Genomic DNA, 24118 nt, shown 5'->3' on the forward strand with positions numbered 1-24118 from the left:
CGGTCATTCAGGGATGATGCGAACACCGAACACGCCCACCGCCGTTCTTGGATCCGTGCTCTGCAGATCGAGATAAACATTCACCGTGACGTAAACGAAGTTTGTGGCCATCTGGGCGGCCAGTGCGGCCGCATTGACAACATCGAGCCCCGGATTGGTTCCCACAGGGGAGGTCGCGCCCGCGCCCGCTCCCACTCCAACGGTGGTCAGCAACGTGTAGGCAGGATCGACTGTATAGACTCCCGCAGGCGTGAGGAGTGCCGCAGGCGCAGTGCTGAGCTGCTGCAGCCGCAGCGGCATGTCCACCAGCAGCATGGGGCTGGTCTTGGTGATCTGAGGGAGTCCAGCCCCACTCGTCTGAACAGTAAAGAACGGCTGCACCGGCCCCTCGTTCTGTTTGTTGCCGTTGGTCAGGAAAAGTCCGGGCGTGAGCGGTCCCGAGCTGATCTCCGCTCTCGCCGCAGCCACATCACACAACGCGGCAGGATCCGTCCCGCCGGTGAAGCCCACATGCGCCACCACTCGCAAGGTCCGGGTGGCAGTCGCCGGCACAGCCACTAATCCCTCAAATCGCAGCCGGACAAGCTCGGGAAAAGGAGGGAACGGAGGCGGTGGAGGTGCGGGCGGGAGCACGGGAGGAGGGGCCACCAAGGTTCCGCTGCGCGGACGCGCCGCCGTGTTGAACGCTGCGAGTTGAACGGCCGCAGGAGCCGGGAAGCCCGCCTCATGGCTGTCGAAATTGAGGGGCACATGGGCTGGCGTCGGAATGTTCAAGCCCCAGGCGCTGCTGCTTGTGGCGGGATCAGTGAAGGTAAGCGCGTTCCACGCACTGTCCGGAAGCGGCAGGGGCGGCGGCGGCGGCGGCGGCGCACCGGGAGGAAGAAACGTGCGGTCTGAAACTTGAAAGCTGGGTGCGGCTGACTGGGGCCTCGGATCCAGCCCCCCCCCAGGAGGAGCCGCAGCACCACGCTTCAGCCCCACATTGGCCACGGAGACTCCGGCAGGAAAAAGCGGCAAAATGGAGCCTATGGTCGCCGTCACAATGGTCCGCACGCCGCCACTCACATTCAAACCAGAGACCACAGGAATCACGTAAGCATATGGAAGATCCGTGGGCAGGATCGGCGCCACCGAAATCGGCTGCACCATGGGCCATGCGAAGCTGCTGGCACCCGCAGGCGTCACCATGATCTCCGACGCCAGCGGTGTAAAGACCAGTGCCTGTGCACCCGGCTTGTGCGGCAGCACGGCGAACAATTGGATGAGCCAGGTGTTGATCTGGGACGTGTTGCCGTTGGCGGCCCACGTGACTGTCACCCGGTCACCGGCCCGCACGATGCCGCCGGGAGGCACGATGCGTACAGCGCTGGCCGTGGGCACCTTCGGAGCGATCAACGGACGCAGCAGGTTCGCCAGAGTATTCAAAAAGGGCAGAATGCCCCCCTTCCCCCGCACGGGAAGGCCACCGCCCAGCGTGCGACGGTTTGGAGGCAGCAGGGGCGGCAGCGTCTTTTTCGGTCCCACCACCAGTTTGGGCGGTGGTTCCGGCACAATGCCCGCCGCGGGAATGACACCCTTCATGCCCGCGGTCCACAGCGGCACCTCACCCTGCTCAGGCGGCGTTTTGACCAGACCGCCCGCCTCGTCGTAATGCGCCACGGGAGTCAGCCAGAACGAAGGCAGCGCCTTCTTGTCATCCGCCTGTTTGTCACTGTCATAAACCGCCCCGTCATCAGCCTCGACGAGCACGCGTTCGAGTTGTGCACGATCTGGAACCTTGTTCGCCGGCTCGCCGCTGCCGATGACTCCGATCCCCGGCTTGCTCAGCGCCTCCTTGGTCAGCGGATTCAGCGCCAGTTCGAATCCCGCCAGTTCAAAAATCTGCGGCTTCGTCTCATCTGCCAGCGGATCCTCCTCGGACGAGAGCAGGTATTTGCGCGGCCCTGCCTGCAGATAGAGCGGATTGCGCGTTCCGGGCCGGTCACCATTTCCACTGGTCAGCGTGACCTTCAGATTCTGCACCTGGTCACCAACCATGGGAGCAGGCATGAACTTCTCATCAGACTCCTCAAACCAAGGCGCCGCTCCCATCACACGTCCGCTCAAGGCACGCACCAGCGCATGCTCGGTCTTGAGTTGCGCCTTCTCCTCGTCACTCAGCGTCGTCTTGCCCACCTTCTCCTCATACTCCGGGAGAATTTTCATCAGGCTCTCACGGCTCGACTCAAGCTTCTTCTGTGCGTGAACATCCACGAGGCCGTTTGCGGCAAAGAGTTTTCCATTCACCTCAATGCGGTATCCGGCCAGAACCCAGTCCGTGCGGCCTTGGGAGGCAAATCCGACGCTCTGCAGGTCGCCGCACTTCACGCCATTCAGAAGCTGCTGTGAGGTGCGCAGTTCATCAAAGCCCACATCCCCCCCTTTGGCTGAAAACTCGAACGTCGCCATCTTGCCCGGCTGAATGTCGGTCACCATTTCATTGAGCGACGATTTGTACGGAAACGCCGCGAACGAAGGCTCCCGCTTCCCCCTTCCAAGCGGATACAGGCGGAGCGGAAAGCCAAGACCGAGATGCACGTCCACCGGCTCGCTCAAAGCCGCCCCTTCGGTTCCCACGCCAAGTGTGATCTTGATCGACTCCACGGCCTCATTGGGTGGCAGCGTTCCCATCTCAAACGGCGTGCGCGGAAGACCCTCGTGCTTAATCGGCTCGGGAACCTTTTCAGCTTGTTCCTGAATCACCTCGGGTGTCGCTGTGGCAGGTGTTTTTACCTTTTCCAACAAGGACGGATCCACCTTCGTGACATACAAGGCGCCTGCCCCGATTGCGCCTCCCATCAAAATACCCATGAAAAGCTTGCCCCATCCGGAGGATGTCTTGGCAGAAAGGGATGAATCGTCAGGAGAACCGTCGCGCATGGCTTGATCGAGATTGGAGGTCCGACTGCATCCACGCAGACTGGCCCGCGTTGAATCGAAGGCATACTACCGCCCCGTTTCACGAGGGCGCAATGCCAAACTTAGGCGAGTATCCCTTTGGCCACTTCGCCACCTACGTTCGTGAGGCGGAAATTCCTACCCCCGTAGTTGTAGGTGAGCTTGGTGTGATCAAGGCCAAGCAGATGCAGGATCGTCGCGTGCCAGTCGTGGATGTGCATCGGATCCAGTTCAGCCTTGTGCCCCACCTCATCCGTCGCGCCATAGGTGAGTCCGCCTTTCACGCCGCCACCGGCCATCCAGATCGAGTAGCCACGATGATTGTGATCGCGCCCGTCACCGCTCTGCGCATACGGCGTGCGTCCAAACTCGCCCGCCCACACGACGAGCGTGTCCTTGAGCATGCCGCGTGATTTCAAATCGGTGAGCAAAGCCGCGATCGGCTGGTCAGTGGACGCACAGTTCGTGGCCAGCAGTTCGCGCAGGCGGTTGTGATGATCCCAGTTGCCCGGTGAAGCGATTTCAATGAAGCGCACACCTGCCTCGGCCATGCGACGCGCGAGCAGACACTGCCGTGCGAACTGATCCTTGCCTTGGCCGATGCCGTAGAGCTTCAGGGTATGCTCCGGCTCGTCGCGCAGGTCGAGCACATCGGGAATCTCGCTCTGCATGCGAAAGGCGAGCTCAAACGACTCGATCGCACCTTCGATCTCCGGATTCACGCCATCGCGCTCCATCTTGCGCTCGTTCAATCCGCGAATGAGGTCGATCTGCGCACGCTGCAGGTCACGCGACACCGCAGGCACGATGTTTTTCATCGGTGGCCCCGGAGCCACGTCCTTCTTCAACAACGCCGCATAAAGCTCCGGCAACTGTGACCCGCCGATGCGCGTGCCCTGGCAGATCGCCGGCAGAAACGCGCTGCCGTAGTTTTGCGCACCCCCGTTGTCCGCAGGCGGATTCAGCGTGATGAAACCGGGCAGGTTTTCGTTCTCCGTGCCAAGACCGTAAAGCGTCCACGCGCCAATCGATGGTCGCACAAACTGAAAGCTGCCGGTGTGCATCTGCCCGAAAGCCTGCGCGTGATTCGGCAGGTCGGTGTTCATCGAGTTAATGATGCACAGGTCATCCGCATGCTGCGCAAGCTTTGGATACAACGTCGTCATCCACTGCCCCGATTTTCCAAACTGCTTCATTGGATGCACCGGCCCGAACAGCTTCGCGCCCATTGAATCGCGTCCCAAACTCGCCGTCTGGCCGTCACGTTTGATCAGCTCCGGCTTGTAATCAAACAGGTCCACATGCGAAGGGCCGCCGCGCATCGTGAGAAAGATCACGCGCTTCGCCCGTGCCGGGAAATGCGGCTGCTTTGCAGCCAGCCCGCTCCTTGCATGAGCCAATGCCGAGAATGCGAGCCAGCCGATGCCCGACGACGTCGTCGTGAGCATTTCGCGTCGTGAAAAGATCGTGTTCATGGCGTTTAGTCGGCAAAACGAAACTCCGCACTGCACAGCAACGACTGGCAGAACGCGGTGAGCCGTTGGAATTCTTCGGCAGAACCGGATTGAAGAAACTTCTCCGCCAGCGCGACCTCTTTCGCATCCGGCGGACGATTGAAGCAAAGCTCAAATGCGCGTCGCACACGATCCGGCGAAGTTTGTATCCGTTTCGCCAGTGCCGAAGCCTGCTCCTGCACAAACGGTCCGTTGAGCAGATAGAGCGCCTGCAGCGGCACATTGGTCACATCGCGATCGCCGGTGACGAGATTCGGATTCGCCACATCAAACTGCTCGAGGACGTCCGGCAGATGATCACGGATCACCGGCAGATAAACCGAGCGACGTTGCGAACCATCAAGATCCGGTGGCAACTTCGTGTTGAAGCCCATCAGGGAAACTGACTGCCCGTCCAGTTCCGCGACCAGTGATCCAGGCCGGCGCGAGGTGTCGAGCAAACCGGATACCGCGAGCATCGAGTCACGAATCACCTCCGCATCAAGACGACGTTTGTTCGCATGGGAGAGCAAGCGGTTGTCAGGATCGGCATCGGTGTGTCCCTGACTGCTCTGCCGATATGTCTTCGACATCACGATCTCTTTGATCAGCTTCTTCACCGACCAGCCGCCGTCCCTGAATCGAATCGCGAGATAGTCGAGCAGCTCCGGATGACTTGGCCGTTCACCGCTGAAACCGAAATTGTCCACCGTGCGCACGATTCCAGAGCCGATCAGATGGTGCCACACACGGTTGGCCATCACACGCGCGGTGAGCGGATGTTCGCGGCTCGTGAGCCACTTCGCCAGCTCCAACCGGCCGCTCTGCTCCTTTGGAACCGTCTGCTTCATCTCAAACACTTGCGGAAAGCCACGCTGCACTGCCTTCACCGGATGCGCGAGTTCGCCGCGATCGTAGAGCTGCGAATCTAGGATGCGTTTCGCATCACGCACACCCATGCAGAGCGGCAATGCTCGACCTCTTTCATCCACGCGTTCGAGTTCACCCTCAATGCCGCCGCGCCTCCAATAGTTGCCGATGGACTGGGTGAGCATCTTGTAATACTCGCCACTGATGTCGCGGCCTTCGAGCTTCGCCTTGATCGCATACTCCTTTTGATCCTTCTCAGACTGGGCGATCTTGACCAGGTCAGCCTTGAGCTTCTTCACACGCTCGGCGGTGATCGACTTGTTCGGGATCACCTGCCCCGGCAGATCTGGCAGACGCATGAGATGGCCTTGGTTGTTGTTCTCGGAGTCGATCCAGTTACCGTAGAAGGTCTGCGTGCTTTTGAAGATGCCCGCGAGGCCGTAGTAGTCCTCCATGCTGAACGGATCGGTCTTGTGATCGTGACAGCGAGCGCAGGCAATGGAGCTTCCTATGACCGCCCGCGTCACCGCATCGAGCTGTTCATCAGCCACGTCCGCAGCAAACTGCGCCTTGTTCTGCTCATTCAAACCCTTCGGGCCGATGGCGAGAAGGCCGGTCGCGATAAGCAACCGCGCACGCTCCGCGTCATCCTTCGCCGGCAGCAGGTCACCGGCGATCTGCTCGGTGATGAATCGGTCAAACGGAACATCCGCGTTCACTGCATCGATCACATAGTCACGATAACGCCATGCATGAGGGAAGGCCAGATTCGACTCGCGCCCGTTCGACTCCGCGAAGCGCGCCACATCCAGCCAGTGCCGTCCCCAGCGTTCGCCGAAGCGCGGGCTTTCCAGCAACTCGTCCACCAACTTCTCATAGTCCGAATCGTCTGACAGTTCCGACATGTCCGTCGGCGGCAGGCCGGTAAGATCGAAATACAGCCGTCTCAACAGCACCACGCGATCCGCGGGCGGCGCAGGCTTCAAACCTGCCTCGGTCAGCTTTTCACGAATGAATCCATCAATGCCGCCCGCAGCCTCCTTCGGCATCACAGGCCGCTGGTAGCTCCAGAACTTCCTTCCCTCCTCGAGGTCCACCGGCGGGCGCTCCGCCACCTTCGCCGCAGACTCACGTGGATCAGCCGCGCCCGTCTTGATCCACTGCTCAAAGTCTTTGATGACCGAATCCGGCAGCTTCGGCTTTTTCGGCGGCATTTCGAGATCGGGATCGCTGTGCTGGATCGCGGTGAGCAGCAGACTCTTCGCCAGATCGCCCGGAACCACCGCCGGACCGGTGTCACCACCCGTTTGTATCGCCACTTTCGTGTCCAGCGTCAGCCCGCCCTTCGACTTGCCCGACTCAACCGAATGACACTCGTAGCAGTGCTTCGCGAGGACGGGACGAATCTTCGCCTCGAAAAACGCGACACCGTCGTCCCCGTTCGCGTGAACGGAGATGAAAAGCACCAGGAGCAGGCGCGTCGGTTTCATGGGTGGAGCTTAGAACGACCCGCCCGCCTGTGTCATTACAGATCTCAGCCCGGCAGGTTCTGCCTGACCACCTGCATGCTGGCGGCAAACCTGCCCATGACGAAGTCACGTGCCTTTTCGGCCTTCGCCTTCGATCCTGCGCGGTCCTTCGCCATCGCGAGCACCGTGTCGGCCACGCGGGCAAGTTCATCGTCCTTGTCCAAGTCGAAGAGCCACTCGTTCAGGCCGATGTCGCGCCACATGAAGCCTTTGCTCGTCTGCTCGGCCCAGCGGCAGACGATGGCCGGGATGCCGTTGCCGATGCACATGATCGGGCTGTGCATTTCATGACCGAACAGACCCGCGCTGCGGCGATAGGTGCTGATCGCCTCGTCGGTGAGCCAGTAGTTCTCGCGCCATACGACGCGCGCCTTCACATCGTCCGGCAGCTTGTCGTAGAGCATCTCCTTGTTCACCGCCATCTGCGTTTTGTCCTCGGGGCAGAGCAGGATTTTCAAATCGGTCTGCTGGATCACCTTCATGATCGCATCGCGCAGCGGTTTGCAGTCGTGCTCCTTCATCGCCTCGTTGCGCGCGAACTTCTTCTCATCCTTCTCCGCCTTCTTCTCAGGAAGCGTCCAATACGGCGTGTAGCGCAGACGGGGAATGCAGCAAAGGAATTTGCCCTCTTCCAGATCGTGCGCCTTCAAAAACGCCTCCGCCTTCGCATCGTCCTTCAAATCGACTGCGAACGCACCATCGGGTCCGTATTCCATCAGAGGACACGTGCAGCCCTTGCTCTTCGCGAGTTCGAGCGACACTGAATCGCGGAAATAGACAAATTTCGCACCGTTGAACACGTCGATCGTCGACAAGATGGACTTGTCCGATGAGGGCTTCGTTGAGGTCGATCCCTGCTCGGAGAAAGTGATTCCATAGACACCATAGGGCTTGCCGGTCGCCTGGCTCCATTTGATCACGTCCTTCTGCGCCACCAGTGACGGACCCGATCCATGCAGCAGGAAGTCGCATTCCTCGAAGGCCTTCTTCACTTCTTCACCACGGATGATCTTAACCTTCGGAAAGCGTGCGTTCAGCATCTCCTCGACTCCATTGTCCACCTTGCTCGGCCACAAGCGCACCTCCACGTCCGGCAGATGCTTTTCCAACAACGCCAGCACGCCCGGCGTGTGCGCGATGTCACCGATGTTCACCGTCTGCCATGAGGAACGCAGCACCAGCCGCTTCGGCTTTTCCGCGGCGATGGTGGAGATGAAGGGCAGGACGGAGGCGGATTGGATGAAGTGACGGCGATTCATGAGTGGAATGCAAAATGCGACAGATCGTGGGGAAAACACAAGTCCGAACCTGCGTGCTTTTGGACAGGCTTGCTCAAAAAATGCCGCAACACCCGTATTGCACGACCGACGATTCCACGTTCTCATAGCATCATGAACATTCGTCGCCTCTCCTGCCTGCTCAGCGTCCTCGTTCTTGCCGCCTGCTCCACGCCACCGGATTCAGAGACAAAGCCGATGGGTGAGAATGTGTTAAGCAAGGAGGAGATCAAAGCCGCGAAGACCGGTCCGGTGGATTTCGTCGCGCATGTGAAGCCGGTGCTGGAGGCGAAATGTGTCATGTGCCACAACCGCAAGGCGCTGCCGGGTCACATGAGTCTGGAAAGCCGACCCGAGGTGCTGCGCACGAAGACGCTGGGCACCTACATCGTGCCAGGACATCCAGAGACGAGCCTGCTGGTCGCCAACACCGCTTCAACTCACCAGAACGTCAGCGTGATGCCCGCCGTGGGCGAGCGGTTGACGAAGGAGGAATACGCGATCCTACGGAAATGGGTCAAGGAAGGCGCGAACTGGCCTTCCGGCGGCGCCGGCACGCTGAAGATCATCCGTTGATCAATGGGCCCGCACCGGCCTCCCCGGACGCGCTTCCTTCAGCAGTTCCCCATCGCGAACGACAAAGCCACCGCCGACAATCACATGCGGAATGCCTGCGGACGATGTCGTGGGCGCTTCAAACGTGGCGCGGTCGATCACCTTCGCCGGATCGAAGACCGTGATGTCCGCGTCGGCACCGACGGCCAGTCGGCCTTTCCGTTTCATCATCGGAACATGTGCTTCGAGACGCTTCGCAGGCAAAATCGTCATCTTCGCCAGTGCCTCCATGAGCGGCAGCAGCTTCTTCTCGCGGCTGTAGCGGCCAAGCACGCGCGCAAAGGTTCCCGCGCCACGCGGATGACCTTTGCCATCGACAAATGGCACACCGTCACTCGCAATCATCACACCCGGATGCGCGATGGCCATCTCGACGTTCGCATCCTTCATCATATACATGATCACCCAGCCGCCCTGCTTGCGATAGCGTTCAAAACTCTCCTGTGTGAGCCGCTCTCCCGTCGCCGTCCACATGATGTCGCCGTAGGTGATGCGCAGATTGTCCTGCCAGCCCGGATTGAACATCGCCGACTCCAGCAGCGTAGAAGCGGCGGTGTAGGGATAGACTTCCGTCGTGAGATCCATGCCCGCCGCGCGGTTTTGATCGATCAGCTTCAGCACATCCGGCATATCGCCAATCGCGCTGCTGCCGATGTGCACGATGTGCAGTGATGCGCCGGTCTTTTTCGCCGCGTCAATGGCCTCGCGCACCGGTGCGATCCCAAAGGCACGCGTGTGGACGAATGCAGGCACTTTCTGCTCCGCCGCGATGCGAAACAGGGACTCTATCTCCTCCGTGGTGGCCGCGGGTGTGTAATTGATGCCGAAGCCAATGCCCAGCGCTCCATCGTCGAGCCCCGCACGAATCGCAGCGCTCATGCTCTTCATTTCCGCCTTGCCCGCTGGCTTGTTCGCGCCGGCAGGATTCGGCCCCAGCAACGCGAGCTTCGCCTTTCCGCTGGCCCACTGGCCGGTTTTGAGCTGCGGATGAAATGCTGAGAAGCGCGCCGAGATGTGCCCGACCGTCGCGCCATAATGAATCGGCGCAGTTCCCTCCATCGACGCATACCACTCCGCCACCGGATACACGCCGCCTTCCAGTTCCAGCGCCGTGGTCACGCCATCCTGCGCCTTGATCTGCAAGTCTGAAGTGGTCTGCCCGTGCGCATGCAGATCGATGAATCCTGGCGACACGATGAGCCCGCCCACATCGACCACACGGTCACCGGTGAGCGGTGTTTCGGAAATCGCCACCACTTTGCCGTCTTTGACTCCAACGTGACGAACTGCGTCGAGATTCGTCGCCGGGTCCATCACGCGGCCATAGGCGAGCACGAGATCAAACTCCGCAGCCAAGCAGCGGACCGCTCCCAATGCGGTGAGTAGCAGCAGTGCACGCATCATGGTAGTGGACATAACGGCAGACAGTCTTCCCGAATTGATCAGCCCAACAGTTCCCGGATGACCTGCCCACCTTCGACCACGATGGGTCGCGGGCGTCCTTGTGGATCGATCCAGTGAGTGTCCTGCTTGATGCCAAGATGATCAAACACCGTCGCAGCCAGATCACCGGGTGCGACTCGCCTCGTCTCGATGTCACCGCCGCGCTTGTCAGTGCTGCCGATGACCTGCCCATGATGCATACCGCCACCGGCAACGACCATCGACATTACACGCGGCCAGTGACCGCGTCCGCCTGTCTTGCCGATCACCGGGTCACGACCAAATTCACCCATCATCAAGATGAGAGTGCTGTCGAGCAGGCCGCGATCTTCCAGATCGGTGACAATGGCGTGCAGCGTGCGATCCACGCTCGGCAGCAGCGGTGTGAGGCCTTTTTTAATGCCGCCCCATTTCACTTCATCGCCGTGATGGTCGAAGTAGCCCCACGCACCGCTGACCGTGACAAAGGTCGAGCCCGCCTCAACGAGCCGACGTGCGAGAAGCGCCTTTTCCCCGAGGCTGTCGCGGCCATAACGGTCACGCATGGCGGGAGCTTCTTCATCCAGATTGAAGGCGCGTTGTGCGCGGCCCGTCATGAGCACTTCATAAGCCTTCTGCGTGTAGCGGTCGGTTGCAGCGATCTGTTCATTGCCATCGACGCTGCGCTTCCAGTCATCCATCAGCGAGGCCAGCGCACGACGGTCGCCAAGTCGCTCGATCGTCAGGCCTTCGGAGAGCTTGAGCCGCCCTGACAGATCCTTGCCACTGACAGGTTCAAAATCGCCGCCCATGTGTCCAGCTCCCCACACATCAGACACCAGGGAGTCGGCCAGCGCGACGTAGCCTGGAATGCCCGGCGCATTTGCGCCGCGAAACTTCGCCGCAATCGAACCCATTGAAGGCCAGCCGCCTCCGTCGCGACCGTCGTTGGTGCGTTTGGCGAGCGGATTGCAGGCCTGCATCGTGATCGGCGTGTGATTGCTGGCACTGCAATCGACGGAGCGGATCAGCGTAAGCCTGTCCATGATCTTCGCGGTCAGCGGGAGATGCTCGCAGACGTGAATGCCGGGCACCTTTGTAGCGATTTGACCGAACGGTCCGCGAATCTCGCTCGGCGCATCGGGTTTCGGGTCCCACATGTCGATCTGGCTAGGACCTCCGGAGAGCCAGAACAAGATCACGTTCGTCTTGCTCGTCGCCTGCCCTGCCGCGGCCGCCAGCGCCTGTTGTTGCAACAACGACGGCATCGAAACGCCCGCCAGGCCTGCAAGTCCGGTTTGAAGAAATCCGCGACGCGTGGAGCCCAAGCGCAGCAGGTCGCCGCGAGCGGGACTAAAACTTCCGGTGATCGATGAAGTTGTGGGATTCATGCGTGGCGAGGAATGGCTGCGAAACCTACGCCGCCACATCGTCTGACTTGCCGGAACATCTCAAATGATCTCCGCGATCGGTTGGCCGAGATCGACGAGATACTGCGGTCTGCCGGTCGTGTCGGTCAGCGTGGTGCCGCGCGCGTCGATGCCGAGGTGCTGATACAGCGTGGCGATGACGTCCTGATAATGCACCGGACGCTCGGCGGCCTCCGCAGCCTGTTTGTCCGTCGCACCGATGACCTGACCGGTCTTCAAGGAACCGCCCGCCATGATGCCCATGGCCACCTTCGGCCAGTGATCACGCCCGGCCTTGCTGTTAATCTTCGGCGTGCGGCCAAACTCACCCCACACGATGATCATCACGTCCTGCAGCATACCGCGTTCGTCGAGATCAGTCACCAGCGTGTGCAGCGCGTGATCGACCAGCGGGCCGAGGTAGCGCATGGCGGAGAAATTGCGCGAGTGCGTGTCGAAATCGCTGATGGAGATGCTCACGCAGCGCACGCCGGCCTCGACCAATCGCCGCGCGAGCAGGAACTTCTGCGCACACTTCGGGCTCTCCATCGAATTGGCGACGTCCGCAGGCCGCACAATGCGCGGCGTGTAGCGTTCGAGGACTTTCGGATCCTCCCGGCCCAGATCCATCGCCGCGGCGAATCTTCCCGAAGTTAGAATGCCGAGCGAAAGCTGCGTGAACTCGTCCAGCGCGTGCATGGATCCGCTCGAATCGATGTCCCGGCGGATGGTGTCTAGATCGCGCAGCAAAGAAACTCGGTCTTCAAGACGACCGACCGTCAGCCCCTTGGTCAGCGCGAGACTTTGACTGTGACCCTGACCACGACGCGCTAGTTCAGCCTTCATGCCCTCCTCCAACTGGCGCTCGAAAACCTGCGAAATGTCCGGACGAAACGGCGAGCACACGGCACCAAGAAAGCCCGGGCGCGCGCTGTTTCGCACGAGAGCACGCCCCTGCATGAGATCAACAAAGGCAGGCGCAGAGTCCTTCGAGGTGCTCAGCAACTTGCTCACCACACATCCCATCGCGGGACGGCCACCGATGAAGGCAAGGTCCTTTTCCTCAAAGCCTGACTGGCATTGAAACGCGTTGTGTGCGCCCGCCGCGCCCACGAGCGAGCGCAGGAAGACATATTTGTCCGCATTCGCCGCCAGTCGCGGAAGCAGTTCGGTCAGATGCAGCCCGGGAATCTTGGTCGGCAGAGATTTGAACTCGCCACGGATCTCACTCGGCGCGTCCGGCTTCGGGTCTATGAGATCCATCTGAGGCGGGCCACCGTCGAGATGGATGTTGATCACGGCCTTTGTCGAAGAACGAATGCCTGCGGCCGACTCGGCACGCAACAAATCGGCCAAGCCGAGCGAACCGATGCCCATCACGCCAGCTTTGAGGAAGCTGCGGCGGCGCCTGCCTGAAGGGCTGGTCGAAATGGTCAACATGGGCGCGAGCAACTACGTCATCGAGCCACGCCTGCTTTCCCATCCAGCCCTACTTTGCCAGATACATCCCCATGAAGTCCTTTGTCCTGCGAAGGATCTCTTTTGCTTCGAACAGGAACATCTTGGATCACCATTTCCAATCGCAGGCATTCGGATTTCGTCTTGGCCTGCCGCGTCCTGCATGCTCTACATGCCGCATGCCTGACAACCGCGCCCTCATTTCGAATCCCGCCGACCTGAAGCCCTCCACCGCCTGGAATGAGACGGTCTGGGCCTACACGAGCGAAGAGGAACTCGTCGATCACGCGACGAAGGCGCGTCTGTGCGTCGCCACGCTGCTGCCGTTCAAGGACAAGCAGCCCGACTGGGACGGCTTCAATAAGAGCGTGCGCTGGATGCAGCAATGCGCGGCGCATTACGGCGTCGAGGTCGTGTTCGTGCTCAATGCGGACACGGGCTACATCTTTGATTTGAGCAACGAACTCTACGCCGAGGTGCTGAAGCGCTTCCGCGCGGAGTTTCCAGATCAGCGCTTTATCGCCGGCGTCACCGCACGCGGTGCGGAGAACGACACCGCGTTCAAAGCGGAGCGCTACTGGCCGCTGCTCGACATAGCGCAGGAGCACGACAACTGCGAGATGATGATCATGACCAGCAAGCTGCTCAACACGCTAGAAAACGAACCTCGACGCGACGCGTACTTCCAGATCGCCGAGCATTTGATCCGTCCGGGCATCGCGCACGCGCTGGAGCCGTCCTTCGTGCCGTGGGCCACGCCGTTTGATCCATGGCTGTTCCATGAGATCGCGCTGCATCCGAAGTATGTCGGCGGCAAGGTGAGCACGCTCGACGAGCCGCATTTCCACTACTGGGCGGCGATGTGCAAAGGACTCAAGCTGCCCTTCTCTCCGCACAGCGGCGACGACTACGGCATCGCCACAGCGATCAAACTCGGCCTGCCATTGCTCATCGGCGCGGGCGTCAGCGCCTGCCCGCTCATCTGTGCAGCGAAGGACATGTGGCTGCTCGACAGCGTGGCCGACAAGAAATTCAAGACCGGCACCGGCCGCTTCGACACACGCGTGTACAAGCTCTTTGAAGCCTTCCAATCCTTCGAAGACCTCGTTTTCCGACTCGACGAACGCATGAGCGCTTCGCCCTACAAACACAGCACCGCGCACGTGCTGCATCAACTTGGCCTCATCGACGCGCCGGAGTCGCATCCGGATTGCAAGGACGTTCGCGGTGCCGATGAAGCCCAGCGCATGGAAGAAGCCATGCGCCGTCCGAAACGCGTGGCGAAGAAGTTGGGGATTCCGCATTTCGGAGCGTGAAGCTGGCGACGCGCTTCACGTTTAAGCACCATTCAAAATAGCCTCCATCATCCGCAGCGCCTGCACGTTTGGCTTCACGTCATGGACGCGGACGATGCGGGCGCCGTGTTCGCGGGCGTGGGCGGTGAGGGCGATGGTGGGCCAGTAGCGGTCGTCCATCTCGTCGGAGTGAAGGACTTTACTGATCATCGACTTGCGCGAGACACCGATGAGGAGCGGACGCAAAGTGGCAAACTGCGAGAGCTCTCGCATGAGGGCAAGATTGTGATCCAAGGTCTTGCCGAAGCCAAAACCAGGATCGAGCACGACGCGTTCGAGGTCGATGCCCTCGTTTTCAAGCAGACGCAGACGACTTTCGAAATAGCTGCGCACCACGGCAACGACATCGTCGTAGTGCGGGTTTGCCTGCATGGTTTGCGGCGTGCCGGTCATGTGCATGACGACGAGCCCGGCGTTCGTCTCGGCGGCGAGACGCGGCATGGCGGCATCGGCACGCAGGCCGGTAACATCGTTGATGATGTCGGCCCCGGCATCGAGCGCGGCACGGGCGACGGCGGCTTTCATCGTGTCGATGGAGATGAGCGCCTTCGTTTGCGAACGCACGGCGCGGATCACGGGCAGCACGCGGCGGAGTTCTTCGGCCTCTTCGACGGGTTCGGCGCCTGGGCGGGTGGATTCACCGCCGATGTCGAGGATGTCTGCGCCTTCCGCAATCAAGGTGAAGGCATGTTCGACAGCACGGCCGGGGTCGTTGAAGCGGCCGCCGTCGGAGAAGCTGTCAGGCGTGACATTGACGATGCCCATGATAAGGCCGCGATCCGTGAGATCGATATCGTGGTTGCCGAAACGCCAGCGAAGCATAGGTGGTGCGGGCACTTCGCCCCGCTGACGCTCATGTTGAGTGGCGATGAAGAACCAGCCAAGCGAAAAAGTTCGCGGAAGAATGGCGGGCAAGATTGCCCGCGCTGTTTTTCGCTTCATGTTCGGATGATGAAAGCCAACCCCGCCGTGCTTCTGATCGTTCTTCTCGCCCTCGGAGGCGGGACGGCTTGGTTTTTGGCGGGGTTGAAGCCTGAAAAGCAGGCGACATCCGGAGCAGAGCCCATCAATGTGACAAACGGCACGGTGGAGGATTTGCAGAAGCAGATCGTGCTCCTGCAGGGACAGATCGAGTATCTTCAGGGGCAGAATGATGTGCTGAAGGACGAGAATGCGGAGTTGCTGCAAAAGCTCGGATCGATCGGGATGAAGAACGCTCCGCCTGTGGTCCTGCCGGACGATGGCGTGGCCCCGGATTTTGTGGGCATGGGGCTTGAGATGATGAAGATGCGCAAGCTTCACGCACTGCCTTTGGTGACGACTTCGGTAAGCCAGGAGGAGGTGGAGATGGCCATCCTCGCGTGGCTGAAACGTCAGCAGCCGAACGACGAGGGGAAAAAACTCGCCCGCGGACTTGCGGCCCTCGGCTGGATCCCTGAGGCAATCGATCCGCTGCCGCTCCGCGCGGCACTGCTGGCACGCCAGCTCGGCGGCTGGTACGACGAGGAATCGGAGACGATGTTCACCGTCGATCCCTCCACGGCAACCGGCCCTTCAGTGACAGACAACGAACCGCTGGGCATCGCCTTCGGCCAGTTGCTGCGCGAGTACGGCGGCATCTTGTATCAGCCGCAGCATGGACCGATGACGACTGACATGCGAATCGCGCGTGATTCGTTGATCTCCGGTGATGCGGCGCTCACGCGCTTTCTGCACTCGCTGCAAAACCCCGCCTCGGCGCCTAAGGAGGATCTGCCATCTGAAGATCCGGATCATCCGCTCAATCAGGTGCCGATGCCCGCGTTTCTGCGTGAGCTGGCGCTGTTTCCCTTCAGCCGCGGGTTTGATTTCGCGCAGACGTTGCACAGCGCGGGAAATTTCGAGCAACTCAACGCCGCCTACAGCCGACCACCGATCAGCACGGCGGAGGTGATTGAACCCGAGGTGTATCTCGATCCTGAGCGGCCTGCGCCGGTCGAGATCCAGCTCGATGACGTGAAGCTCAGCGGCGTGCTGCCGTTTCTCGACGACCGTCTCGGCAAATTCGCCTGCGTGACCGCGCTACGCACTTACAACGAAGATGAAGACGCGGCACTCGGCGCGCGTGGCCTTGTTGCGGACCGCCTGCTGGCGTGGGCGGCGGACGGCGGAGCCAAAAGCGACCATGCCGCATGGCAGGCGCTCTTCATGGACAAGTCCTCCGCCGATGCCTTTTTCAAGGCGATGCTGAATGCATTGAAGCAACGCTACCAGACTAAGGGGGAAGCCGAATTCACCGCGCAGGGCCGTTTCGTGAGCCTGCTGCGCAATCGAGGCGACGCCGGCGTGGTGTTGATCGAAGCGGCCAATGAAGAAGTCAGGACCGCCTTGAAACTTTTGATGAAGTAATGACAGCCAAACATGTTTTTTATACCGGCCACGTCCAAGGCGTGGGATTTCGATACAGCACGAAGCGCATCGCCTCGGGCTTTGATGTAACCGGCTGGGTCAAAAATCTGCCTGACGGCCGCGTGGAGATGATGGCGCAATCGTTTGAAGCCGACGAGCTCGAAGCTTTTCTCGAGGACATTCAGCAGAGCAGCCTGGGATCACACATCAAGGAACGCGAGGTCAAGGCTGTCGCCGCACAGCCAGGCTTGCGCGGATTCAACATCGCACATTGATTATTCCGCCATGTCCGACACGCCCGCAGTCTCCGTCAACCATCTGACCAAGGTCTTCAAAGGCGGCCTTGGCAAAGGAGCGTTTCGCGCGGTGCATGATTTGTCCATCGAAGTGAAGGCTGGCGAGGTGTACGGGCTCATCGGCCCCAACGGCTCCGGCAAATCGACCACGATGAAGGTCATTCTGGGCCTGCTGAAGCCGACGGAAGGCGACACCAGCATCTTCGGCGTGCCGAGCACGGAGGTAGCCAGCCGTCACAGCGTGGGGTTTCTGCCGGAGAACCCGTATTTCTACAAGCACCTGACCGGACGCGAGACGCTGCACTTCTATGGCAGCCTGTGCGGCATGCGCGGCGAGAAGCTGAAATCACGCGCCTCGGAGATGCTGGCGCTGACCGGCCTTGAAGACGCCGCGGCACGGCGGGTGGGCGGTTATTCCAAAGGCATGCTGCAGCGGCTCGGACTCGCGCAGGCATTGATTCACGAGCCCCGGCTGCTCGTTTTGGATGAGCCCACGGCAGGAGTGGACCCATCAGGCTCGCGCATCATCCGTGACCTGATCATCGAGTTCCGCTCGCGCGGCATAACGGTGCTGGTGACCTCGCACCTTCTGGAGCAGATGCAGGAGGTCTGTGACCGCGTGGGCATCATGGCGCGCGGTCGCATGGTGCGTGAAGGACGGCTGGAGGACCTGATCGCCGTAGAGAATCAAACCGAGATGGTGCTGGAGAACGCCTCCCCCGCCCTGCTGGCGAAGATCCATGAACTGGTGAAGTCCGAAGGCGGAGACACGCGCCTGCTGCGCAGCGGTCATCCACGCACGACTTTGGAGCGGCTGTTCATTGAAGCGACCAACGAAGCGAAAAAGCCATGACCCAAGACTCCCCCAGCTCTGCCGCCGCCTCCGCGGCCCCGGTGCGCTTCTCTCCCAGACGCGTATGGACCCTGGCCTATGCGACGATGACACAGCTGATGCGAATGAAGATCCTGCCGTTCCTGCTGGTCTTCTGCGCATTGGTGGCATTGATAGGGGTTGGAGGCTCCTCGGTGGTCAACCCCGAGCAGCAGCTTAGCAGCTTCAAGAGCATGTCCTTGGGAGTCCTGCAGATTTTCAGCATCGTGTTTGGCATCGTCGCCACGGCCCTGCTGCTGCCGAAGGATCTGGAAGACCGCACGCTCTACACCATCCTTTCCAAGCCGGTGCCACGCTTTGACTACGTACTGGGCAAGCTGCTTGGCGTGCTGATGCTTATCGCCTCCGGCCTGGTCATCATTGATGCAGTGCTGAGCCTCATTCTTTGGACACAGCAGTCAGGACTTTATGACGCCTATCTGTTCCAGCTGCATCAAACCAAGCAGGACACTCCTGAAGCCATCGCACAGGTTCGCGAGATCGTGGCCCGGCAGGGCCTCACGTGGAATCTGCACTGGGCGGTGTGGGCCATCTTTTTGAAGGCCTCTGTCGTGACCACCGTTGCCCTGCTGCTCTCCTGTCTCGCGAGCTCGACGCTGTTCACCATAGTGATCACCTTTTGCGTCACGATCATCGGCCACGGAGAAGCGCTGATCCGCGAATTCGTGTTTCAGCCGCATCTGGGGAGCACAACGAAACGAATCGCCACACTGGTGCTGGCCGCCATCTGCCCCGACCTCGCCCAGTTTGACATCGTGGACAGCGTGGCCAACGGCGAAATCGTGCCTTGGGCGGCCGTGTATGACATGACCGGCATCGCGGCGCTCTACATGACGGTTTATCTGTTCATCACCCATCTGGTATTTGTGGAGAAGGAGCTATGAAGCGAAAACTCCAGGCCGCCGCCGTGATGCTGATCTTTGGTGGGCTCAAACTGCCGCTGGAGCAGCACGTGACGCATGATCTACGCGCGATGCGCCTGGTGGATGAACCGCTGCACATGGGCGTGGAAGGGAACATGGGACAGATGGGTCTTGCAGCCACATTCGGCGGATTACGCGGGTTGATCGCCACCATTTTTCAGCTGCGCGCCCATGTGGAATTCACACGGGTGAACTGGGCAGAAGTGGACAAATACTATGGGTTTGTGACACAGCTCCAGCCAAGAGTCGCCCGCTACTGGGAGGAGGCCTCCTGGCACATGGCCTACAATGCGGCCTCTTATTACTTGTACAACGAGGAGTTGAAACCCGCGCTGCGCGGAAAGCTTTTCCACGACTATGTACAGCGCGGCAACGACATACTGAAAGAAGGGCTTCGGCTCATGCCTGACAACCCGCGCCTCTGGCAAAAGCTGGGAGACCTGCACTGGAACCGCAGCAAGGATTACAAGGCGTCAGGAGACGCCTACCTTCAGTCATTTAAACATGGCGGTCTCAATTTCACCGAACGCTTCGCCGCCTATGCCTACGCTCAATCTAACGATCCTGAGTCATGGAAGAAGGGCTACGCCATTCTGAAACGTCTCTATGACGAGAACAAAGCCACGCCTGGCCTGATCGAGTTTCTGAAGCTGCTGGAGAAGAACCTCCACATCGCTCCGGATATGCGCATTCCCGATCCAGACCCGGCAAAACAGGCTCCCAAGCCCCCGACAGGGCCGCAAAGGTGAAAGGGCTAAAGGGTTGGCACAATTGACATCCACTCTATCCGGGTGAAATTTCACATGCTCCAACCAATGCCAGCCAAAATAGACATTCCACGCAAGTCGATCTACCGCCTCTCGATCTACCAGCGCTGCCTGCAGCGTCTGCGCGAGAACCAGGTGGACACCGTGTCCTCTGCCGCTCTGGCGAAGGCCGCCGGGGTGAAATCCACCCAATTGCGCAAAGATCTGGCCTATTTCGGACAGCTGGGCACCCGCGGTCTGGGATACAATGTGGACGCCCTGAGCGGCACGATCGGTGAGGTTCTAGGCCAAAACAAACTGCAGCCGGTCATTCTAGTCGGAGTCGGGAACCTAGGTTCGGCGCTCCTGCGCTACGGCGGATTCCGCAAGGAAGGCTTTGAAGTCGCTGCAGCCTTCGATCTGGCGCCGCGGAAGATCCCGCAGGTCAGCGTGCCTGTGCTTGCCATGACCGACATGGCGGAGTTCATCCGCCGTAATCATGTGAAGATGGCCATCCTCTCTGTGCCGGCCAACAGCGCCCAGACCGTGGTCAATGACATGGTGCGCGACGGCATCCAGGCCATCCTGAACTTTTCGCCCACCGTGCTCGACGTGCCGGAGCATGTCGTCGTGAACAGCGTCGATCTGGCGGTGGAGCTGGAGAATCTGAGCTACTTCATCCGTTGAACCACGGCGCACGCCGTCGGGAACAATGACTTGAAGCAAACGCGATGCCGCTTGCGTTGATGTCGGACCCATTCCACCGCACATCGACATGACCCGTCTCTTTGCCCTTCTGCTTGCATTCACACTGTCCGCCAACGCAGCACATCCGTTCCTATGCTGCGATTACGGTGGGGGAAAAGTCTGCGTCGTCTCTGCCGAGGGCAAAATTGAGTGGCAGTGGGACTGCAAAAGCCCGCAGGACTGCTGGAAACTGCCGAACGGAAACTACCTCTTCTGTTTTGTCAGCGGCGCTCTGGAGGTGACCCCGGACAAGAAGATTGTCTGGGAATACAAGGCCCCGATGGATGTCAAAGTCGAGGTTCATGCATGCCAGCCGCTGCCGGATGGCAATGTGATGATCGTCGAGTGCGGCACCAGCCGGATCATCGAGGTCGATCGCACCGGAAAGATCGCCAAGGAGATCAAATTGACCGCCGCGCCAGAGATCAAGCTGCACAACCAGTTCCGCGGCACCCGCAAGCTCGCCAATGGTCACTACCTCGTCTGCTTCAAGGGCGAAGGGAAAATCGTCGAACTCGATGGCGACGGCAAAGTGCTGCGCGAAATCAAAGTGCCCGGCGATCCGCATGAAGTCGTGCCACTGCCGGACGGCCATCTGCTCGTCACCTGCGGCGATGGACACAAGGTCATCGAGTTCGACGCCGAAGCCAAAAGCGTGTGGGAGCTCAACGAGAACGACCTGCCCGGAAACACGCTGCGTCTCATGGCCGGCTGCCAGCGCCTGCCCAACGGCAACACCATCTTCTGTGTCTATCTCGGCCACGGTCACCTCGGCGAACAGCCGCAGGTGATCGAAGTCACCCGAGACAAGAAAGTCGTCTGGGAGGTCGCCGACCACACCCAGTTCAAGACGATCAATCAGATCATGCTGCTGGACGTGCCCGGCGATGTGACGAAGGGCGAAATTCTGCGCTGAAGCGGAATCAATAGCTGCGCGCGAACACCACTCGACGTGAGCTCGGTTTGCCGGTGAGGAAGCACTTGCCCTCCTCGGCATACTGGTCCCCCAGCGGAATGCAGCGGATGGTGACTTTAAGCTCCTTGCTGAGAGTCTCCTCATCATCGCTGCTGCCAGCCCAGTGCATGAGGGCGAAACCGCCTTCCGAGTTCTCGGCAAAGAAGGCTTTGAACTCATCCATGGTTTCAAGCTTCTTCATGTTCGAGTCGCGCAACGCCGTGGCACGGGCGAGCAACGCGTCCTGGATCTCCTCCAAACGCTCGACCACGGACCGGATGAGGTCTTCCTTCGGCACAAATTCCTTCGCCTTCGGGCCCTGGTCACGGCGGCAAACCGCCACGCTGCGGCTGGTGATGTCACGCGGTCCCATTTCAAGCCGCATCGGCACGCCTTTCTTGATCCACTCCCAGTTTTTCGCACCGCCCTGAAGATCACGCTTGTCCACATGCACACGAAGCGGCTCGCCCGCATAAGTCTGCGCACGCAGCGTTTTTGCCAGCGCCTCGCAGGCGGCAATGACCTCATCCCGCGTCTCGGGCTTCGGCGTGACGGGCAGAATGACGATCTGATTCGGAGCCACACGTGGCGGAATGATGACGCCGTCATCGTCCCCGTGCGCCATGATCAGCGTGCCGATCATGCGCGTGCTGACGCCCCAGCTCGTGGTGTACGCGAACTGGCGCGTGTTGTCCCGTCCAAGGAACTGGATGTTCGCCGCCTTCGAAAAGTTCTGGCCGAGGTAATGAGACGTGCCGGCCTGAATGGCTTTCTTGTCCTGCACCATCGCCTCGACCGTGAAGGTCTGCACCGCACCCGGAAAGCGCTCGCGTTCGGTCTTCTCTCCGGGAATCACGGGAATGGCCAGATGATCACGGAGGAACTCCTCATACACTTTGTGCATCGTGCGAGTTTCCGTGATGGCCTCCTCCTCGGTTTCGTGCGCGGTGTGTCCTTCCTGCCAGAGGAACTCGGCAGTGCGCAGGAACAGACGCGGACGCATCTCCCAGCGCATCACGTTGCACCACTGGTTGATCAGCAGCGGCAGATCACGATAGCTCTCCACCCAGCGGGCAAAGGCGGCTCCGATGATCGTCTCCGAAGTCGGACGAATCACAAACGGCTCTGCCAGTTCGCCGGTGGGGATCATCTTCGTGGTGCCGTCTTCCTGCTTTTGAGCTTCGAGACGGTGATGCGTGACCACGGCACACTCGGTGGCAAAACCTTCCGCGTGCTGCGCCTCCTTTTCGAGGTAGCTCAGCGGGATCAGCAGCGGAAAGTAGGCGTTCACATGGCCGGTCTCCTTGAACTTCGCATCGAGCTGGCGCTGGATGTTTTCCCAGAGGCCGTAGCCCCAGGGCTTGATCACCATGCAGCCGCGCACTTCGGAGTTTTCCGCCATGTCGGCGGCACGAACGACCTGCTGGTACCATTCGGGGAAATCTTTTTCGCGGGTGGGAGTGATGGCGGTGGCGTTGCTCATGGACGGTGATGGGGGAGCGCAGAGTAGAGGCAAACAGCAACCGGTCAAATCCGCCGCGATTCATTCGCCTCGGAAAACCACATTTCTGCATTGCCCTGCAAGAGTCGTCCGGCTTACGCTTTCTACCTCACTCTCATTATGCGCCCGCTCCTTTGCCTCGCCCTCATCGCCACCGCCGCCTTCGCGGCAGACACCCACAAGCTGACCCGTGTTTATGAAAAAATCACCACCGAGCGGCCTATCGCCGTGGTGATTCCCGACGACGGCAGTGGTCGCGAGTTTCTCGCGCTTCAGCGCGGGCAGATCCTCATCCTGCCGAAAGACGAACAGGGCACTGAGGCCAAAACCTTCCTCGATCTCTCCCCACGCGGCATGGAAGCGAAGGACGGTCTGTTTGAAGAAGGGCTCAACGGCCTCGCCTTCCATCCGAAGTTCAAGGACAACGGTCTCTTCTACCTCTGCTACACGATGCAGATGCCGAAGCGCCTTGTCGTCTCCGAGATGAAGGCCAATGGCGACAAGGCCGACGAGAAAACCGAGCGTACCCTGATCGAAGTTCCGTTGGTGAACTGGAACCACCACGGGGGCAACATTGTCTTCGGCCCTGATGGCTATCTCTACATCGGCGTCGGCGACAACTCGAAGCGCAACGGCGAACTCAAGATGTCCCAGCTCAACGCCACGCTCTATGGCAAAATCCTCCGCATCGATGTCAACGGCCGCGAGTATCACAACGCCTACGGCATTCCTGCCGACAATCCGTATGCGAGCGGTGTGAACGCCCTCCCACAGATCTACGCCAATGGCATCCGCAATCCCTGGGGCCTGAGCTTTGACGCCAAAGGCCACCTCTGGTGCGCCGACGTCGGCCAGGACATCTGGGAAGAGATCAACTGGATCACCAACGGCGGCAACTACGGCTGGCAGTTCCGCGAAGGCCCGGCCCCCTTCCCTCTCAACACCGACACGCCCCCTGCCGATGCGAAGTTCATCGAGCCGATTCATTCCTACAATCACGCCGAGGGCCTCAGCATCACCGGTGGCATCGTTTACACTGGCAAATCGCTGCCCGAACTCCAAGGCGCGTATGTTTACGGCGACTTCGTGATCGGCAAAATCTGGGCGCTCAAGACCGACGACAGCGGCAAAAAACTCTCCAACGACCTCCTCTACACCAGCCCGCAGACGCCGGCTGACAACCCGAAGAAGAAACCCACCGTTCTCGTCAAGCCCACCGCCTTCTGCGCCAACGCCGCAGGCGAACTCCTCGTGCTCGACTGGAACGGTGCGATCTACAAGGTGGGCAAGTAACCGCTTTTTTGC

Annotated in this window: 19 protein-coding genes; 10 read left to right on the forward strand and 9 right to left on the reverse strand. The window is 60.3% G+C overall.

Going from position 1 to position 24118, the window contains the following annotated elements:
• Window positions 1-3: 3 nt before the first annotated feature.
• From KDL09_RS15180 to KDL09_RS15195, 4 genes are all read right to left on the reverse strand, one after another.
• The gene (locus KDL09_RS15180; RefSeq protein ID WP_294386747.1) at window positions 4-2919 is read right to left on the reverse strand and encodes a hypothetical protein; all 2916 of its coding nucleotides are present in this window, start codon (window positions 2917-2919) and stop codon (window positions 4-6) included.
• A gap of 101 nt (window positions 2920-3020) precedes the next feature.
• Window positions 3021-4412 (reverse strand): DUF1501 domain-containing protein, encoded by a 1392-nt coding sequence (locus tag KDL09_RS15185; RefSeq protein ID WP_294386752.1) that lies wholly within the window; start codon window positions 4410-4412, stop codon window positions 3021-3023.
• Between the two features lie 5 nt (window positions 4413-4417).
• Window positions 4418-6790, reverse strand: coding sequence for a PSD1 and planctomycete cytochrome C domain-containing protein (locus KDL09_RS15190; protein WP_294386754.1), 2373 nt, complete (start codon window positions 6788-6790; stop codon window positions 4418-4420).
• A gap of 44 nt (window positions 6791-6834) precedes the next feature.
• The gene (locus KDL09_RS15195; RefSeq protein WP_294386757.1) at window positions 6835-8088 is read right to left on the reverse strand and encodes a polysaccharide pyruvyl transferase family protein; all 1254 of its coding nucleotides are present in this window, start codon (window positions 8086-8088) and stop codon (window positions 6835-6837) included.
• A 132-nt stretch (window positions 8089-8220) separates the two neighbouring features.
• Between KDL09_RS15195 and KDL09_RS15200 the strand changes: the two genes are divergently transcribed.
• Window positions 8221-8682, forward strand: coding sequence for a c-type cytochrome domain-containing protein (locus KDL09_RS15200; RefSeq protein ID WP_294386758.1), 462 nt, complete (start codon window positions 8221-8223; stop codon window positions 8680-8682).
• Here the strand turns inward: KDL09_RS15200 and KDL09_RS15205 are convergent, their stop codons facing one another.
• From KDL09_RS15205 to KDL09_RS15215, 3 genes are read right to left on the reverse strand one after another with little or no spacing between them, the layout of a single operon-like run.
• Window positions 8683-10125 (reverse strand): amidohydrolase family protein, encoded by a 1443-nt coding sequence (locus KDL09_RS15205; RefSeq protein WP_294386760.1) that lies wholly within the window; start codon window positions 10123-10125, stop codon window positions 8683-8685.
• A gap of 38 nt (window positions 10126-10163) precedes the next feature.
• The gene (locus KDL09_RS15210; RefSeq protein ID WP_294386762.1) at window positions 10164-11534 is read right to left on the reverse strand and encodes a DUF1501 domain-containing protein; all 1371 of its coding nucleotides are present in this window, start codon (window positions 11532-11534) and stop codon (window positions 10164-10166) included.
• Window positions 11535-11594: 60 nt separating this feature from the next.
• Window positions 11595-12992: a DUF1501 domain-containing protein gene (locus KDL09_RS15215; RefSeq protein ID WP_294386764.1), complete on the reverse strand. Its 1398-nt coding sequence runs from the start codon at window positions 12990-12992 to the stop codon at window positions 11595-11597.
• 197 nt (window positions 12993-13189) lie between these two features.
• Between KDL09_RS15215 and KDL09_RS15220 the strand changes: the two genes are divergently transcribed.
• A complete protein-coding gene (locus tag KDL09_RS15220; protein WP_294386767.1) occupies window positions 13190-14326 on the forward strand; it encodes a hypothetical protein in 1137 nt (378 codons plus the stop codon).
• Window positions 14327-14347: 21 nt separating this feature from the next.
• Here KDL09_RS15220 and folP read toward each other — a convergent pair whose 3' ends face one another.
• The gene (folP, locus tag KDL09_RS15225; protein WP_294386771.1) at window positions 14348-15187 is read right to left on the reverse strand and encodes a dihydropteroate synthase; all 840 of its coding nucleotides are present in this window, start codon (window positions 15185-15187) and stop codon (window positions 14348-14350) included.
• A gap of 147 nt (window positions 15188-15334) precedes the next feature.
• On the opposite strand from folP, the gene KDL09_RS15230 reads away from it, so the two are divergent.
• The 7 genes from KDL09_RS15230 to KDL09_RS15260 all read left to right on the forward strand — a co-directional run bounded on the left by KDL09_RS15230 (window position 15335) and on the right by KDL09_RS15260 (window position 21273).
• Complete coding sequence (locus KDL09_RS15230; RefSeq protein ID WP_294386774.1) at window positions 15335-16753, forward strand: hypothetical protein; 1419 nt, start codon at window positions 15335-15337, stop codon at window positions 16751-16753.
• Window positions 16753-17028: an acylphosphatase gene (locus KDL09_RS15235; RefSeq protein WP_294386776.1), complete on the forward strand. Its 276-nt coding sequence runs from the start codon at window positions 16753-16755 to the stop codon at window positions 17026-17028. Before KDL09_RS15230 ends, KDL09_RS15235 begins: the two co-directional genes overlap by 1 nt.
• Window positions 17029-17038: 10 nt before the next feature.
• Window positions 17039-17902, forward strand: a complete 864-nt coding sequence (locus KDL09_RS15240; RefSeq protein ID WP_294386779.1) for an ABC transporter ATP-binding protein — start codon at window positions 17039-17041, stop codon at window positions 17900-17902.
• Window positions 17899-18825 (forward strand): ABC transporter permease subunit, encoded by a 927-nt coding sequence (locus KDL09_RS15245; protein ID WP_294386784.1) that lies wholly within the window; start codon window positions 17899-17901, stop codon window positions 18823-18825. Before KDL09_RS15240 ends, KDL09_RS15245 begins: the two co-directional genes overlap by 4 nt.
• A gap of 23 nt (window positions 18826-18848) precedes the next feature.
• Window positions 18849-19613: a hypothetical protein gene (locus tag KDL09_RS15250; protein ID WP_294386788.1), complete on the forward strand. Its 765-nt coding sequence runs from the start codon at window positions 18849-18851 to the stop codon at window positions 19611-19613.
• 66 nt (window positions 19614-19679) lie between these two features.
• Window positions 19680-20297: a redox-sensing transcriptional repressor Rex gene (locus tag KDL09_RS15255; RefSeq protein WP_294386791.1), complete on the forward strand. Its 618-nt coding sequence runs from the start codon at window positions 19680-19682 to the stop codon at window positions 20295-20297.
• Between the two features lie 88 nt (window positions 20298-20385).
• Window positions 20386-21273 carry a PQQ-binding-like beta-propeller repeat protein gene (locus tag KDL09_RS15260; RefSeq protein WP_294386794.1) on the forward strand — a complete coding sequence of 296 codons (888 nt, stop codon included), beginning with the start codon at window positions 20386-20388 and terminating at the stop codon, window positions 21271-21273.
• 7 nt (window positions 21274-21280) lie between these two features.
• On the opposite strand, the gene proS is transcribed toward KDL09_RS15260, so the two are convergent.
• Complete coding sequence (proS, locus tag KDL09_RS15265; RefSeq protein WP_294386797.1) at window positions 21281-22795, reverse strand: proline--tRNA ligase; 1515 nt, start codon at window positions 22793-22795, stop codon at window positions 21281-21283.
• A gap of 138 nt (window positions 22796-22933) precedes the next feature.
• Between proS and KDL09_RS15270 the strand changes: the two genes are divergently transcribed.
• Complete coding sequence (locus KDL09_RS15270; RefSeq protein ID WP_294386798.1) at window positions 22934-24106, forward strand: PQQ-dependent sugar dehydrogenase; 1173 nt, start codon at window positions 22934-22936, stop codon at window positions 24104-24106.
• Window positions 24107-24118 lie beyond the last annotated feature (12 nt).

This window comes from Prosthecobacter sp., from assembly GCF_020439865.1.
GTDB lineage: Bacteria > Verrucomicrobiota > Verrucomicrobiia > Verrucomicrobiales > Verrucomicrobiaceae > Prosthecobacter.